The organism is Sinomonas flava (genome assembly GCF_039531875.1).
Classification (GTDB): domain Bacteria; phylum Actinomycetota; class Actinomycetes; order Actinomycetales; family Micrococcaceae; genus Sinomonas; species Sinomonas flava.
Window position 1 is genome coordinate 607,061 of record NZ_BAAAQW010000005.1, and the last position, 14,109, is coordinate 621,169.

Here is a 14,109-nt window from a genome sequence, read left to right on the forward strand (position 1 = left end):
GTCAATCCACCCCCCTTTCCGTTTCGGGTACGCGAAATACGCGTCGTCGCCGTCTCGGGTACGCGAATTCGCGCCCCGAGGGCCCTCGGCCCACGGCTCTGGCTCGCCGCATGCACGGTGAGCCGATGTGGCGTACCCGAGAGCGTTAGGCAGCGGTTCTCGCGTACCCGAGAGCGTCAGGGCCGGGAATTGGTGTACCCGAGACGGAGGGGTGGTCAGGCCTCCCGGCGGAACTGCACCTTCCACTCCTCCGGCCCCTCCGTGAGGTAGGACACCTCGAACGCGCCCTCGCGGTACCGCTGCTGCACCTGGGCCAGCAGGGGGAGCGGGTTGTGGTTGGCGATGATCACGAGCCCCGCCCCTACGGCCAGCGAGTCCAGCGCGCCGAAGATCGTCGCGTGCCGGATGGCGTGGGGGATCAGGCGGACGTCGAGCTCGGGGAAGCCCTCGCCGTCGTGCTCTCCGCACGCGCACGACGACGTGGGGGTCAGGGTGAGCGGCTGGTGCTGGGTGTCCATGGCGGTCCTTTCGCGGTGACGTCCTGTGCCCCAGACTTTACTACAATGAATTCCGTGGAAAATAGTCTGGGTCCCCGGCCGACGTCCCCCGGCCCCGCGACACCCCTCTCCGGCGCGCGCGCCGCACTCCTGGACCTCGTCCGCGCCCAGGGTGGGCCGTGCACCGTCGAGGATCTTGTGCGGGCGACCGCCCAGCACCCCAACACGGTGCGGGAGCACCTCGAAGCGCTCGTCGGAGCGGGACTGGCCGCCGTCGTCGACGGTCCGGCGCCGCAGCGGGGTCCGGGGAAGCGTGGGCGACCAGCGAAGCACTACCTCGCCCTCGAGCCCGAATCCCGCACCGAGGGCTACGCCGGCCTCGCCGGAGTCCTCGCGGCGGAGCTCGCCCGGATGGCCCCCGACCCGGTCGCCGCCGGCGAGGACGCCGGCCGACGCTGGGCCCGCCGCAGCCTCGGTCCCGCGCCTGCGCCCGCCTCGGCCCCGGACGCACGACGCCGCGTGCTCGCCGAGCTGGACGACCTTGGGTTCGGCGTCGAGCCCCAGTCCGAACCTGGGCCCGAGCTGGTCCGTGAGGCGGCGCCGGGGCAGGCCGGCGCGCTGGACGAGTCCGAGACTGTCCGCCTCGTCTCGTGCCCCCTCCTCGCCGCAGCCAGGGACGAGCCCGGCGTGGTGTGTGCTGTGCATGCGGGTCTGGTCAACGAGTCGCTGCGGCTGCTCGGCCATCCCGACCTCGCCTCGCGGCTCGAGCCGTTCGCGGAGCCGGGGGCGTGCCTCCTCACGATCGGACGGCGGTGACTGCACGGGCAGCGCGGGCGCTGCAGGGCACAGCGCGGGCGCTGCAGGGCACAGCGCGGGCGCTGCAGGGCACAGCGCGGGCGCTGCAGGGCACGGCGCGGGCGCTGCAGGGCACAGCGCGGGCGCTGCAGGGCACAGCGCGTCCGCGCACCCGCATCTGGCCGCGGGCGCTCCTCCTTGTCGCTGGCGGGGCATCGCTGGCCGCGGGCCTCGACGCGGCGCTCGTCTTGCTGGGGCTGCCCGCTCCTGTCGGAGGACCGGGGACACCCGCCCTGCCCGGGTCCCACGGGGCCCTCATGGTGTTCGGGTTCGTCGGGACGCTCATCGCGCTGGAGCGGGCGGTCGCGCTGCGTCGCCGGTGGGGGTACGCGGCCCCGGCGCTCCTCGGTCTCGGAGCGCTCGCGCAGCTCGCCGCGCCTGCGTGGGGCCTCCCGCAGTGGCTGCCGCGCGCCGTCGTGCTTGCGGGTGCGGTGCTGTTCGCCCTTGTCTACGTCCCGCTGTGGCGGCGCCAGCGCGACCCCGCTGTGCTCGTGCAGGCGTTGGGCGCCGTCGTTGCCGCGGGTGCGGCCGGTCTCCTGGCAGCGGGCGTCGCGGTCGCCGCCGTCGTGCCGTGGCTCGCGGCCTTCGTGCTTGCTACGATCGCGGGGGAGCGGCTCGAGCTGGCGCGCGTGAGGATCCGCGGCCGGTGGGCCGAGCCGTTCCTCGTCGTGGCGGCGTCGGCCCTCGTGGTGCTGTGCCCGGCAACGCTCCTGTGGCCGGCGGCGGGCTACCCGCTCTTCGGCGCCGCCCTGTTCGGCCTCGCCGCATGGCTCGTGGTGCACGACGTCGCCCGCGCCACCATCCGCTCGACCGGCCTGCCGCGCTTCGTGGCCGCCTGCCTCCTCGCCGGCTACGCGTGGCTCGCCGTGGCTGCGGCCGTGTGCCTCCTCGTGCCCGGTCCGCCGGCAGGCGCGGCCTACGACGCGTTCCTCCACGCCGTCTTCCTCGGCTTTGCGATGTCGATGATCATGGCCCACGCTCCCGTCATCCTCCCGGCGGTCCTGCGTCGGCCGCTCCCGTACCACGCCGCGATGTGGGTCCCTGCCCTGCTCCTGCACGCGACCCTGATCCTGCGCGTCGCCCTCGGGGATGCCCGCGGAGACATGGCCGCGTGGCAGTGGGGCGGCGCCGGCAACATCGTGGCGGTGCTCGCGTTCGCCGGTGTCGCGGCCTACTCCGCCGCAGCCCACGGCTGGCGCAAGACCGGCGCCCGCGGCGCGGGTCGGACGGTGCCCACGCGCCCTGGGATCCCTGCGGAGAGGACAGGCTCATGACGCTCTCCATGAACGCAGCCCCCGACCGTCGTCCGGAGCGTCCGGGGCGTCCGGAGCGTCGCGGGACCGGGCGGGCAGCGTGGCACCGCTGGGCGAACGCCCCGACGCTCGGGTGGCTGCTCGCCGTCGCCCTCCTCGCCGGCGCCCATCGGAGCGTGCCGGACTCGGGATGGCTCCTGACGCACCTTGCGCTCCTGGGCGCCGCCACGAACGCGATCCTGGTCTACTCGTGGCACTTCGCCGAAGCCCTCCTGCGCCTGCCAGTCCCGTCCCGCCGCGCGCTCGCGGCCCGGCTCGTCCTCGTCAACACCGGTGCGGCCGCCGCCATGGCCGGCGTGGTGCTCACCCTCTGGCCGGCGGCCGTCACGGGGGCGGCTGCCGTCGGCGCGGCAGCCGCCTGGCACGGCGCAGCGCTCCTGGTCCGCGCCCGGAAGGCCCTCCCCTCGCGCTTCGCCTCCACGATCCGCTACTACCTCGCCGCGACCGCGCTGCTGCCCTTCGGCGCGGCGGCAGGCGCCCTGCTCGCGCTGCCGGGCACCGACGCGGCCGGCGACCTCCACGCACGGCTCCTCCTCGCGCACGAGTCCATCAACGTCCTCGGCTGGCTGGGCCTGAGCGTGCTCGGAACCCTCGTCACGCTCCTGCCGACGATGCTGCGCACGCGCGCCGAGGACTCCGCTGAGCCCGTGTCCCGCCGCGCCCTCTGGATCCTCCTGGCCGGGGTCGCCGCCACCGCGATCGGAGCCCTCGAAGGGAACCGGATCGCCGCCGCGGCCGGCGTGTTCGTCTACCTGGCCGGGACCGTGGTGTCGCTGGTGCCGCTCGCACGGGCGGTGGCACGCAAACCTCCGGTGGCCTTCGCACCGCTGTCCGCGGTCGCGGCGCTCGTGTGGCTCGTGGCCGGCCTGTCCAGGCTCGCCTGGGTCTGCGCCACTGCCCGGGACTGGGATGCCCTCCACCTCGCGCTCGGCGGCCTCACCCCGGTCCTGGCCGCAGGCTTCGCCGCACAGGTCCTCGTCGGGGCGCTGTCCTACCTCCTTCCGGTCGTCCTGGGCGGGGGCCCGGCCCTGGTCCGCCGCCGCACGGAGACGCTCGACGCCGGCGCCTGGCTCCGCGCCGTGCTCGCCAACGGCGCGCTGGTCCTCTACCTCCTTCCCGTGCCGAGCACCGTCCGGGTGGCAGCCGCGGTCGTCGGGCTCATCGCGCTCGCGGCGTTCGTGTGGCTCGCGCTCCGCGCCGTGCTGGCCCGCACTGCCGCGCCCGCGGCGCGTCCGGGCCCCTCCCTCCGGAGCCGGCTCGGCTCCGGAGCGGTCGGACTCGCCGTCCTCGTCGCGGCCGTCGTGGCCGGGGTCGCCGCCGACCCGTCCGCCCTGCCCGTCGCCGCCGGCGGAACGCCCGCCGCCGGAACGCCCGCTGCGGGGGGCGGCGCCGTCGTGCCCACCGGCCACACGACCACGGTGGACGTGCAGATGTCTGGCATGCGCTTCGTCCCGGACGCGGTGACGGTGCCCGCCGGCGACCGGCTCGTCATCCGCCTCACGAACCGGGACGACACCGCCCACGACCTCGTTCTCGCGACGGGGCAGGACTCCTCGCGCGTCTACCCCGGCCAGAGCGGCGAGCTCGACGCCGGGGTCGTCACCCAGCCGGTCGACGGCTGGTGCTCGGTGGTGGGCCACAAGCAGATGGGCATGGTGTTCCGGGTCAACACGACGGGCGACTCCGCTTCGGGTTCGCCCCAGCCTGGCGCGGGGGACATGCCCGGCATGCAGCACGCCCCGGCCGCGCCGCCCAGCGCCTCAGCCGCGCAGCACACCCCGTACCCCGCCGACCTCCCGCCGGTGGCCGCCGGCACCACCCATCAGGTGACCCTGACGGTGCGGGACACCCTCACGGAGGTGGCCCCCGGCGTTGAGCAGGCCCTCTGGACGTACAACGGGACCGCCCCGGGGCCGGTCCTGCACGGCAGGGTGGGGGACAGGTTCGTGGTCACGCTCGTGAACGACGCCTCCGCCGGGCACTCGATCGACTTCCACGCGGGGGCGCTCGCGCCGGACGGGCCGATGCGCACCATCGACCCGGGCCAGCAGCTGACGTACACCTTCACGGCCACCCAGCCGGGCATCTGGATGTACCACTGCAGCACGATGCCGATGTCCCTGCACATCGCCAACGGCATGTTCGGCGCCGTGGTGATCGACCCGCCCGACGCCCCGCCGGTGGACCGCGAGTTCGTGCTCGTGCAGAGCGAGCAGTACCGCGGTGCGGGGGGCGCGATCGCGGACTCGGCGAAGATCACCGCGGGCACACCCGACGCGGTCGTGTTCAACGGGTATCCGAACCAGTACGACGCCGCGCCGCTGGCCGTGCACGCAGGAGAGCGTGTACGGGTATGGGTGCTCGACGCGGGGCCGGACCGCGCGACGTCGTTCCACGTGGTCGGCGCACAGTTCAGCGCCGTCTGGGCCGAAGGCGCCTACCGCCTCGCACCCGGTGCGGGAAGCGCCCCGACGGGCGCGTCCCAGGCCGTGGACCTCGCACCTGCCCAGGGCGGCTTCGTCGACCTCACGTTCCCCGAGGCCGGCCACTACCCGTTCGTGAGCCACTACATGGTGGACGCTGACCGAGGCGCGCACGGCGTCTTCGCCGTCGCTGCCCCGAAGTGAGCCGCCGCTCCTCCGTGGGGCGCCGCCGGTGACGCAGGCGCACGACGGCGCGCGGCCGCCGTCGTGCGTCTGACCGCACCACCTCGCTGGGCCACCATCCGCGCGACGTGACCCCCAGGACATGACCCCCAGGAGGTGACCCCCAGGAGGTGACCCCAGGAGTGGGACGCCCGGCGCGGGCGCTCACGGCGCCGGTGCTCCGCGAAGCCGCGAAGTGAGAGGACCGCTGCTGGGCTACATTGGTAGCTGACCTTTTCCTGCCCAGATTCGAGAACGGATGCCCCGCGTGGTCCTGCGACTCTCCACCCTGTTCCTGCGCACCCTGCGCGAGGATCCCGCCGACGCCGAGGTCGCGAGCCACAAGCTGCTCGTGCGCGCGGGGTACATCCGCCGGGCCGCCCCGGGCATCTACACCTGGCTCCCGCTGGGCCTGGCCGTGCTGCGCAAGGTGGAGCAGATCATCCGCGAGGAGATGGCCGCGATCGGGGCCCAGGAGGTGCACTTCCCGGCGCTCCTGCCGAAGGAGCCCTACGAGGCCACGAACCGCTGGACCGAGTACGGCGAGGGCATCTTCCGCCTCAAGGACCGCAAGGAGGCCGACTACCTGCTGGCCCCCACCCATGAGGAGATGTTCACCCTCCTGGTCAAGGACCTGTACTCCTCGTACAAGGACCTCCCGCTCGCGCTCTACCAGATCCAGAACAAGTACCGCGACGAGGCGCGTCCCCGCGCGGGCCTGCTGCGCGGCCGCGAGTTCATCATGAAGGACTCCTACTCGTTCGACGTCGACGACGCCGGCCTCGACGCCAGCTACGCCAGGCACCGCGAGGCGTACCTGAAGGTGTTCTCCCGGCTCGGGCTCGAGGTGATCCCGGTCAAGGCGACCGCGGGCGCGATGGGTGGCTCCAGGAGCGAGGAGTTCCTCCACCCCACTGAGATCGGCGAGGATACCTTCGTGCGCTCCGCGGGCGGGTATGCCGCGAACGTCGAGGCCGTCACGACCGTCGTGCCCGCCGAGATCGACTACACGGACGCCCCGGCGGCGCAGGTGCTCGACACCCCGGACACCCCGACGATCGACACCCTCGTCGAGGCGTCCCAGACCATCTTCCCGAACCCCGAGCGGCCCTGGACCGCCGCGGACACGCTCAAGAACGTTGTCCTGGCGGTCACGCTGCCCACCGGCGAGACCCAGCTCGTGGTCATCGGCGTCCCCGGCGACCGGGCGGTGGACCTCAAACGCGTCGAAGCGAACATCGGCGCGTTCCTCCCCATCGCCGGGGAGATCGCCATCGATGCGGCCAACGACGAGCAGCTCAAGGAGCAGCCCCTCATCGTCAAGGGCTACCTCGGTCCGGGACTCGACCGCGACGACGCCCTCCTCGGCCTCGAGGGCAAGGCCAAGCTGCTCTACCTCGTGGACCCGCGCGTCGTCTCCGGCACGGCCTGGATCACCGGCGCGAACGAGCACGGCAAGCACGTCTACGGGCTCGTGGCAGGCCGCGACTTCGGCTGGGACGGCGTCATCGAGTGCACCGAGGTCCGCGCCGGGGACGAATCGCCCGACGGCTCGGGGCCGCTTGAGACCGCGCGCGGGATCGAGATGGGGCACATCTTCCAGCTCGGCCGCAAGTACGCGGAGGCGCTGGATCTGAAGGTCCTGGACCAGAACGGCAAGCAGGTCGTGGTGACCATGGGCTCGTACGGGATCGGCGTCACGCGCGCCGTTGCCGCCCTCGCGGAGTCCAACCATGACGAGCGGGGCCTCATCTGGCCCCGGTCCGTGGCCCCGGCCGACGTCCATGTCGTCGCGGTCGGCCGCGGCGAGGAGATCTTCGCGGAGGCCGAGCGCATCACGGCCGAGCTCGAGTCCCGCGGGCTGGCGGTGATCCTCGACGACCGGCCCAAGGTGTCCCCGGGCGTGAAGTTCGGCGACGCCGAGCTCATCGGCGTCCCGACCATCGTCGCCGTCGGCAAGGGGCTCGCGACGGGAACCCTCGAGGTCAAGGACCGCCGGTCCGGTGCGGCCGAGGACGTCCCCGTCGCCGAGGTCGTCGACCGCGTCGTCGCCGCCGTCCGCGGCGCCTAGGACGCACGCGGGGTGGTCTCAGGCCTCGAGGCGGTCGAACCGCTCACCCTGCTCCTCGTCGTCGCCGCCGGATTCGCTGCCGGGTGGGTCGACGCCGTCGTGGGCGGGGGCGGGCTCATCCAGCTGCCCGCCCTCCTCGCTGTCCCCGGGATCACCCCGGTCCAGGCGCTTGCGACGAACAAGATGGGCTCGATCTTCGGCACCACGACGAGCGCCCTCACCTACGCGCGGCGCGTGCGGCCTGACCTTGCCACCGCCATCCCCATGGCGCTCGTTGCGCTTGCCGGCGCCTTCGGCGGCGCCGCGCTCGCGACCGCGCTGCCTTCCCGGGTGTTCAAGCCGATCATCCTCGCGGCGATCGTCGCCGTCGCGCTGTTCACGGTGTTCAGGCCGCAGCTCGGCGAGTACACGAACCTGCGCCTCAAGGGCCGGCGCCACCTCGCCGCGGCCTGCGGGCTGGGCGCAGCGATCGGCTTCTACGACGGGCTCATCGGCCCCGGGACGGGCTCGTTCCTCGTCATCGCGCTCGTCTCCGGGATGGGCTACGCGTTCCTCGAGGCGAGCGCGAAGGCCAAGATCGTCAACATGGCCACCAACCTCGGCGCGCTGATCCTGTTCGTGCCCCACGGCGCGGTCCTGTGGGGCCTCGGGCTGGCTCTGGGCGCCGCGAACATGCTCGGCGGGTACACAGGCGCGCGCATGGCGGTGGCACGCGGCAACCGGTTCATCCGCTGGGTCTTCCTCGCGGTGGTCGCCGCGCTGGCCGTCAAGCTCGGCCTTGACGTGTGGAGCGAGAACTTCGCCTGAACCGACGCTGGGAGCGCTCCGGCCGCGGGCGTAGCATGCACCCATGCTGCGTCCCGACGACTACGGCGCCCCCTTGGAGCGCGCGGCGCACCACGCACGGAGCTGGCTCGCCGGCGTCCCCGAACGGCACGTCGCACCGCGCACGACGGCGGATCGTCTCGCCGAGGCGTTCGGCGGCGGCCTGCCCGAGGAAGGCCTGGACGCCGCCGCCACCGTCGACCTCCTGGCCGCGACCGCGGAGCCCGGGCTCACGGCGATGGCCTCGGGGAGGTTCTACGGCTTCGTGATCGGCGGGACCCTTCCGGCGGCGCTGGCCGCCGACTGGCTCGTGAGTGCCTGGGACCAGAACACCGGCCTGCGCTTCGCCACGCCCTCCGTCGCCGCGGCCGAGGAGGCCGCGGGACGATGGGTCCTGGAGCTCCTCGGCCTCCCCTCCTCATCCGACGTGGGCTTCACGACCGGGGCGAGCATGGCCAACTTCGCAGGCCTCGCGGCCGCCCGGTGGCGCGTGCTGGAGCAGGCGGGGTGGGACGTCAACGTCCGGGGACTCGTCGGGGCTCCCGCCGTCCGGGTCCTCGTCGGAGCCGAACGGCACGACACCATCGACATGGCGCTGCGCTTCCTCGGGCTCGGAGCACCCATTCCCGTGGCGAGCGACCGGCAGGGCCGGATCGATCCCGAGGCACTGCGGGGACAGCTCGCGGCGGGGGAGGGGCCGGCCATCGTGTGCCTCCAGGCCGGCAACCTCCACTCCGGTGCGTTCGACCCGTTCGCCGAGGCTATCGCCGCCGCGCGGGAGCACGCGGCGTGGGTCCACGTCGACGGCGCGTTCGGGCTGTGGGCCGCGGCGTCGTCCGCGACGCGCAGGCTCACGACGGGCGTGGCCGACGCCGACTCGTGGGGGACCGACGCGCACAAGAACCTCAACGTCCCGTACGACTGTGGCATCGTCGCGTGCCGCGACGTCGTCGCCCTGCGCTCCGCCCTCGGAATGCACGGCGACTACCTCATGCACGATCCGCACGGAGACCACGGGCCGGGGGACCCGCTCGAGAAGGTGCCCGAGCTCTCCCGGCGGGCGCGCGGCGTGACCGTGTGGGCGGTCCTGCGCTCGCTCGGCCGCGCGGGCGTCGACGCCCTCGTCGCCGGGCTGGTCGCGCACGCCCAGGAGCTCGCGCGCCGCATCGGCGAGCTCCCCGGCGCCGAGGTGCTCAATGACGTGGTCTTCAGCCAGGTCTCGCTCGCGTTCGGGTCGGATGCCCGGACCCGAGCAGTGGCCGACTGGTTGATCGAGGACGGCAGGGTGTGGATGACGGCGTCGCGCTGGCAGGGTCGCGCGGTGCTGCGGATCTCCGTGGCCAACTGGTCCACGGACAGCGCGGACGTCGAGGTCTCGGTCGCTGCGGTCCGCGACGCCCTGGCCGCGACAGAGGGGCTCTGACGCCTAGGCCACGCCCGCCACGCCGAGCAGGCTGCCGAGCCCGAACGTGGCCGCGAGTGCGAGGGCGCCGCCGAGCACGACACGGGCGGAGGCGCGGAGCCGGGAGCCGCCGCCGATCCACGCGCCCACCCAGCCGGTGATCGCCAGGGCCACGAGCACGGTCACGAAGGTGAGGGGGACGCGGACGGATTCGGGGAAGAGGAGGATAGAGAGCATAGGCAGGACCGCGCCGAGGAGGAACGCGACGGCGGATGCGGCGGCGGCGTGCCAGGGGCTCACGATCTCGTCCGGGTCGATCCCGAGCTCGATGTCCAGATGGGCGCGGAGGGCGTCCTTCTCGGTGAGCTCGTGCGCGACCTTCGCGGCCGTCTCCTCGCTGAGCCCCTTGGCCCGGTAGAGCGACACGAGCTCGGCCAGCTCGGCCTCGGGCTGGTCGCGCAGCTCGTCCGTCTCCTTCTTGATGAGGTGCTTCTGGCTGTCGCTCTGGCTGCTCACCGAGACGTACTCCCCGAGGGCCATCGAGATCGCTCCGCCGACCACGGCCGCAGCGCCCGCGGTCAGGATGGGGCCGGTCTCGGCGGTCGCGCCGGCGACACCCACGACCACCGCCGCCACCGAGACGATGCCGTCATTGGCACCGAGGACGCCCGCGCGCAGCCAGTTGAGCTTGGCGGCAAGGTCCGTTCCCTGGGGCTCGGCGTGGAGGTGCGTGACAGGTTCGCTGCTCATGGATCCCACTGTGGCACCGGCTGCCGCGCCGTGCCAGCGAAGCAAGCCTAGCCTCAGCCGCCGGGGCTAGCGGCCGGCGACGGCTGCGGCGCCTGCGACGCCGCACTGCGCGCCTCCGTGTGGCCGGGGAAGGCCTCCTCCTCGGGCGTGATGCCCAGCGGGGCGAGCCGGCGGGCCGCCGCGGCCAGTCCGTCAGCAGCCGCTTCCCGCTGCTGCGGGGCAGCTGCGCCCACCAGCTGCGACCACGCCTGGGCGGCTGAATCCTCGAGCGCGGCGAGCGAGGCCGGGGTCGCGGCGTCGGGGGCGAGGGCGAAGCCGGGCGCATCGGCCGGCAGTCGGACGCAGGAGGCGTCGGCGATGGCGCGCGCCGCGTCTTCCTGCGAAGCATGCGCCGCCGCAGAGGCCAGATGCCCGGCGCGCACGGCGCCCTCGGACCGCGCGGCCAGTACCGTGTAGGTCCACACCGCAGCCTGCTCGGCCCGCACCGTCGTCGCGAGCTCGCTGCTGCCCTGCGCCGAACCGGCACTGGGCTCGCCCGCGGACGACCGTCCCGCCGAGGACGGGCCCCCCGCGCGGTTGCACGACGGGACGGACGACGGCGACGGTTCCGCCGAGGGCACGGCCGGCGGCGCCGTCGGGGGCGGGACAGGCGCGGACGCTCCGCCGGCGGCCGCGTGGAGGCGTTCGGCCTGGACCTGCTGGCCCGCGGCGAGCGATGCCAGCAGCCGGGCGGTCGGCCCGTCGACCCCGCCCAGATCCCGGCGCCGGGCCTGTGCACTCGTGTCCAGGGCCTCCGCCACGCCAGCCGCATCGGCTGGCGGCGTGGCGGCGGGCGCCGTCGTCGTCGGACTGACCGGGCCCGGAGACCCCGCGAGGAGGCCGCGCTGCAGGTCCAGGACGCGGGTGGCCCGCGCTGCGGCCTGCTGCGCGCCGTCGACCGGAGCCGCGGCGGCGCCAGAGGTGGACAGCCCCGCAGCGGCAGCGGCCAGGACGGCGGCGTCCGCTTCGGCGTGCGCCAGCGCGGTCTCGCCCGCCGTCGGACCCGGGGGGACGGCGGCGGGGGCTGCGAGGAGCGCCACCCCGGACCCGACGGCGAGGGCCACCCCGACGGCGGCCAGCCACATCCCTGGACGGCTCCGTCGCCGCGCGTCGGGACGGGCGGGGCCGGGGGTGGGGGAATTCACGGTCTCGATGATGCCATGTCCCCGAGAAGCTGCCGCGCGCGGGCGGCGGGAACCGATAGGCTAGGAGGACAACTGAGTTAAAGGAGGCGGACCCCCCATGTCCGAGCCCGATCTGCCCTCGCCGGGCATCCCGACGCAGGCAGAGCCGGTGCCGCATGCGAGCGGAGAGGAATCCCGGCTCCGGGAACTGCTCGAGCCCTCCGTCCTCGGCCGCCGACTCGTCCTCGAGGGCGTGTCCGTCAAGACCGCCGGGAAGCGCCGGACCGTCCAGGTCGTCGTCGACCTTCCGGACGACGAGACAGGGGGCGTCTCCCTCGACACGATCGCGGAGGTCTCCCGCGAGCTCTCCGAGCTCCTGGACGCCGACCCCGATTCGGGCACCCGCCCCTACGACCTCGAGGTCTCCTCGCCCGGTGTGAGCCGGCCGCTGACGGAACCGCGCCACTGGCGGCGCGCCCGCGGCCGGCTCGTCAAGGTGAACGTGATCGGCGGGGAGAACGTCACCGGCAGGCTCACCGAGGTCGCCGACGACGGCATCGTGGTGGTCCCCGACCTGCCGGCGAAGAAGGGCGTGAAGCCGAAGCCTGGGGAGCCGGTCAGGCTTCCCTTCGAGCAGATCCGCAGCGGCAAGGTGGAGATCGAGTTCTCGCACCTCGACGACGCCGCCGCGCCGGGCGCGGACGGCGCCGCAGACCACGCTGACACCGAGAACGCCGAGGAGGCCTAGTGGACATCGACATGAGCGCGCTGCGCCTGCTGGAGCGCGAGCGCGACATTCCCGTCGACAAGCTCATCCCCACGATCGAGCAGGCGCTCCTGCTCGCGTACCACAAGTCCCCCGGGGCGATCGACCGCGCGCGCGCCGAGGTGGACCGCCGCAGCGGCCACGTGACCATCTGGGCGACCGAGATCGACGACGAGGGCAACCCGGTCGGCGAGTTCGACGACACCCCCGAGGGGTTCGGCCGCATCGCTGCCATGACCGCCAAGCAGGTCATCCTGCAGCGCCTGCGCGATGTGGAGGACGACAACGTCCTCGGCGAGTTCAAGGGCCGCGAGGGCGAGCTCATCGCGGGCCTCATCCAGCAGGGCCACAACCCGAACATGGTCCAGGTCAACCTCGGTGCCGTCGAGGCAGTCCTGCCGCCGCCCGAGCAGGTCCCCGGCGAGAGGTACCTCCACGGGTCCCGCATCCGCGCCTACGTCGTGGACGTCCACCGCGGGCTCAAGGGTCCCTCGATCACGCTCTCGCGCTCGCACCCGGGCCTCGTCAAGAAGCTCTTCGAGCTCGAGGTCCCCGAGATCGCCGAGCGCAGCGTCGAAATCGTCGCGATCGCCCGCGAGGCTGGCCACCGGACCAAGATCGCCGTCCGCGCCAACATCCCGGGCGTCAACGCCAAGGGGGCGTGCATCGGCGAGATGGGCTCCCGTGTCCGCGCCGTCATGACCGAGCTGAACGACGAGAAGATCGACATCGTCGACTACAGCGACGATCCGGCGACGTTCATCGCGAACGCGCTCTCGCCGTCGAAGGTCACCAACGTGACCATCGTGGACGAGGCCACCAGGTCGGCGCGCGTGCTCGTCCCCGACTACCAGCTCTCGCTCGCCATCGGCAAGGAAGGGCAGAACGCCCGCCTGGCCGCGAAGCTCACGGGCTGGCGCATCGACATCGGCTCCGACACCCAGTCCTGACCGTCCGGGGTCAGGTCCCGGGCCCGGGAGCCCGCCATTCGGCGGTTCCCGGGGGGGAGGGTCTAGAATAGATGAGTCCGGGTCTGCGCCCGGCGGCATTGCGGGACGAGAGTCCCTGCCGGGCACTGCCCGGCAGAGGTGGGAGAGCAGGGATGAGGGCCAGTACTGACGCGCCGGCCGCGACCCATCCCCAGCGCACCTGCATCGGCTGCCGCCAGACCGCAGCCCGGTCGGAACTGCTCCGGCTGGTGAAGGACCTCGACGACGCCGCGCGCGTGGTCGTGGATCCGCGCCGCCGACTGCCCGGCCGCGGTGCGTGGCTGCACCCCGACTGGGCCTGCCTGAAGCAAGCCCTGCGACGGCGGGCGTTCCAGCGTGCCTTCCGGGGCGCGGTGGACCACCGCCCCGTCGAAGAGTACTTCGGCACCTCCGTCCCGGCACCCGCCGGGGCGGACGATGACCTCCCTGAGGTCCACGTTGAAAGCGGGTCAGAAATCTGATGGACACCCGATGAGTCCCCGTCCCATGAGTGCGTAGCAATGATCACTCTGTTGCGCACCGCAAAGGGCTCTGAGGCGCACCCACGCGCCGAGGGAGCCTGCAGCAAGCAGTAGACGGTCCGTGCCTGGCTCGGCGCGGACCGAGACAGGAGAAATGTGGCCAAGGTCCGCGTACACGAGCTCGCCAAGGAGCTCGGTATCACCTCTAAGGACGCCGTCGCCAAGCTCGCGGAGCTCGGCGAATTCGTGCGTTCTGCGTCCTCGACGATCGAGGCGCCCGTCGTGAAGAAGCTTCGCGACGCCTACCCCGCCGGTGGCGACAAGGCGACCCGCCCGTCGTCGTCCGCGCGTCCCGCAGCATCGCCTGCGCGC

The 14,109-nt window shown here is 73.5% G+C and carries 13 protein-coding genes; 10 read left to right on the forward strand and 3 right to left on the reverse strand.

From position 1 onward, the window contains the following. Positions 1-215: 215 nt before the first annotated feature. The gene (locus ABD298_RS11205) at positions 216-518 is read right to left on the reverse strand and encodes a DUF2249 domain-containing protein (protein WP_344299759.1); all 303 of its coding nucleotides are present in this window, start codon (positions 516-518) and stop codon (positions 216-218) included. Between the two features lie 54 nt (positions 519-572). Between ABD298_RS11205 and ABD298_RS11210 the strand changes: the two genes are divergently transcribed. The 6 genes from ABD298_RS11210 to ABD298_RS11235 all read left to right on the forward strand — a co-directional run bounded on the left by ABD298_RS11210 (position 573) and on the right by ABD298_RS11235 (position 9,629). Further along, entirely contained in the window at positions 573-1,313 is a 741-nt protein-coding gene (locus ABD298_RS11210) for a helix-turn-helix transcriptional regulator (protein WP_344299760.1), read from the forward strand. Further along, positions 1,310-2,626, forward strand: a complete 1,317-nt coding sequence (locus tag ABD298_RS11215) for a hypothetical protein (protein WP_344299761.1) — start codon at positions 1,310-1,312, stop codon at positions 2,624-2,626. The genes ABD298_RS11210 and ABD298_RS11215 overlap by 4 nt, the downstream gene beginning before the upstream one ends. Further along, positions 2,623-5,292, forward strand: a complete 2,670-nt coding sequence (locus tag ABD298_RS11220) for a multicopper oxidase domain-containing protein (RefSeq protein ID WP_344299763.1) — start codon at positions 2,623-2,625, stop codon at positions 5,290-5,292. The genes ABD298_RS11215 and ABD298_RS11220 overlap by 4 nt, the downstream gene beginning before the upstream one ends. A 286-nt stretch (positions 5,293-5,578) precedes the next feature. Beyond that, positions 5,579-7,381 (forward strand): proline--tRNA ligase, encoded by a 1,803-nt coding sequence (locus ABD298_RS11225; RefSeq protein ID WP_344299764.1) that lies wholly within the window; start codon positions 5,579-5,581, stop codon positions 7,379-7,381. 12 nt (positions 7,382-7,393) lie between these two features. Continuing rightward, positions 7,394-8,188 carry a sulfite exporter TauE/SafE family protein gene (locus ABD298_RS11230; RefSeq protein ID WP_208712189.1) on the forward strand — a complete coding sequence of 265 codons (795 nt, stop codon included), beginning with the start codon at positions 7,394-7,396 and terminating at the stop codon, positions 8,186-8,188. A 43-nt stretch (positions 8,189-8,231) separates the two neighbouring features. Then, on the forward strand, positions 8,232-9,629 hold the full coding sequence (locus ABD298_RS11235; protein ID WP_344299765.1) for a pyridoxal phosphate-dependent decarboxylase family protein: 1,398 nt from the start codon (positions 8,232-8,234) through the stop codon (positions 9,627-9,629). A gap of 3 nt (positions 9,630-9,632) precedes the next feature. Here ABD298_RS11235 and ABD298_RS11240 read toward each other — a convergent pair whose 3' ends face one another. Then, positions 9,633-10,358 (reverse strand): VIT1/CCC1 transporter family protein, encoded by a 726-nt coding sequence (locus ABD298_RS11240; RefSeq protein ID WP_344299766.1) that lies wholly within the window; start codon positions 10,356-10,358, stop codon positions 9,633-9,635. A 53-nt stretch (positions 10,359-10,411) separates the two neighbouring features. Next, complete coding sequence (locus ABD298_RS11245; RefSeq protein WP_344299767.1) at positions 10,412-11,542, reverse strand: DUF4439 domain-containing protein; 1,131 nt, start codon at positions 11,540-11,542, stop codon at positions 10,412-10,414. 97 nt (positions 11,543-11,639) lie between these two features. On the opposite strand from ABD298_RS11245, the gene rimP reads away from it, so the two are divergent. From rimP to ABD298_RS11265, 4 genes are all read left to right on the forward strand, one after another. Next, entirely contained in the window at positions 11,640-12,269 is a 630-nt protein-coding gene (gene rimP, locus ABD298_RS11250) for a ribosome maturation factor RimP (RefSeq protein ID WP_344299768.1), read from the forward strand. Further along, positions 12,269-13,237 (forward strand): transcription termination factor NusA, encoded by a 969-nt coding sequence (nusA, locus tag ABD298_RS11255; RefSeq protein ID WP_208712194.1) that lies wholly within the window; start codon positions 12,269-12,271, stop codon positions 13,235-13,237. Before rimP ends, nusA begins: the two co-directional genes overlap by 1 nt. A gap of 152 nt (positions 13,238-13,389) precedes the next feature. After that, a complete protein-coding gene (locus ABD298_RS11260; RefSeq protein ID WP_344299769.1) occupies positions 13,390-13,737 on the forward strand; it encodes a YlxR family protein in 348 nt (115 codons plus the stop codon). Positions 13,738-13,893: 156 nt separating this feature from the next. After that, positions 13,894-14,109: translation initiation factor IF-2 N-terminal domain-containing protein (locus ABD298_RS11265; protein ID WP_344299770.1), on the forward strand; the 216-nt coding region annotated here is incomplete at its 3' end.

Excerpts from the sequence above, each read along its gene's own strand:
- ABD298_RS11235 (WP_344299765.1), top strand. The coding sequence starts at position 8,232 with ATGCTGCGTCCCGACGACTACGGCGCCCCCTTGGAGCGCGCGGCGCAC.
- ABD298_RS11220 (WP_344299763.1), top strand. The coding sequence starts at position 2,623 with ATGACGCTCTCCATGAACGCAGCCCCCGACCGTCGTCCGGAGCGTCCG.
- ABD298_RS11205 (WP_344299759.1), bottom strand. The coding sequence starts at position 518 with ATGGACACCCAGCACCAGCCGCTCACCCTGACCCCCACGTCGTCGTGC.
- rimP (WP_344299768.1), top strand. The coding sequence starts at position 11,640 with ATGTCCGAGCCCGATCTGCCCTCGCCGGGCATCCCGACGCAGGCAGAG.
- ABD298_RS11240 (WP_344299766.1), bottom strand. The coding sequence starts at position 10,358 with ATGAGCAGCGAACCTGTCACGCACCTCCACGCCGAGCCCCAGGGAACG.
- ABD298_RS11260 (WP_344299769.1), top strand. The coding sequence starts at position 13,390 with ATGAGGGCCAGTACTGACGCGCCGGCCGCGACCCATCCCCAGCGCACC.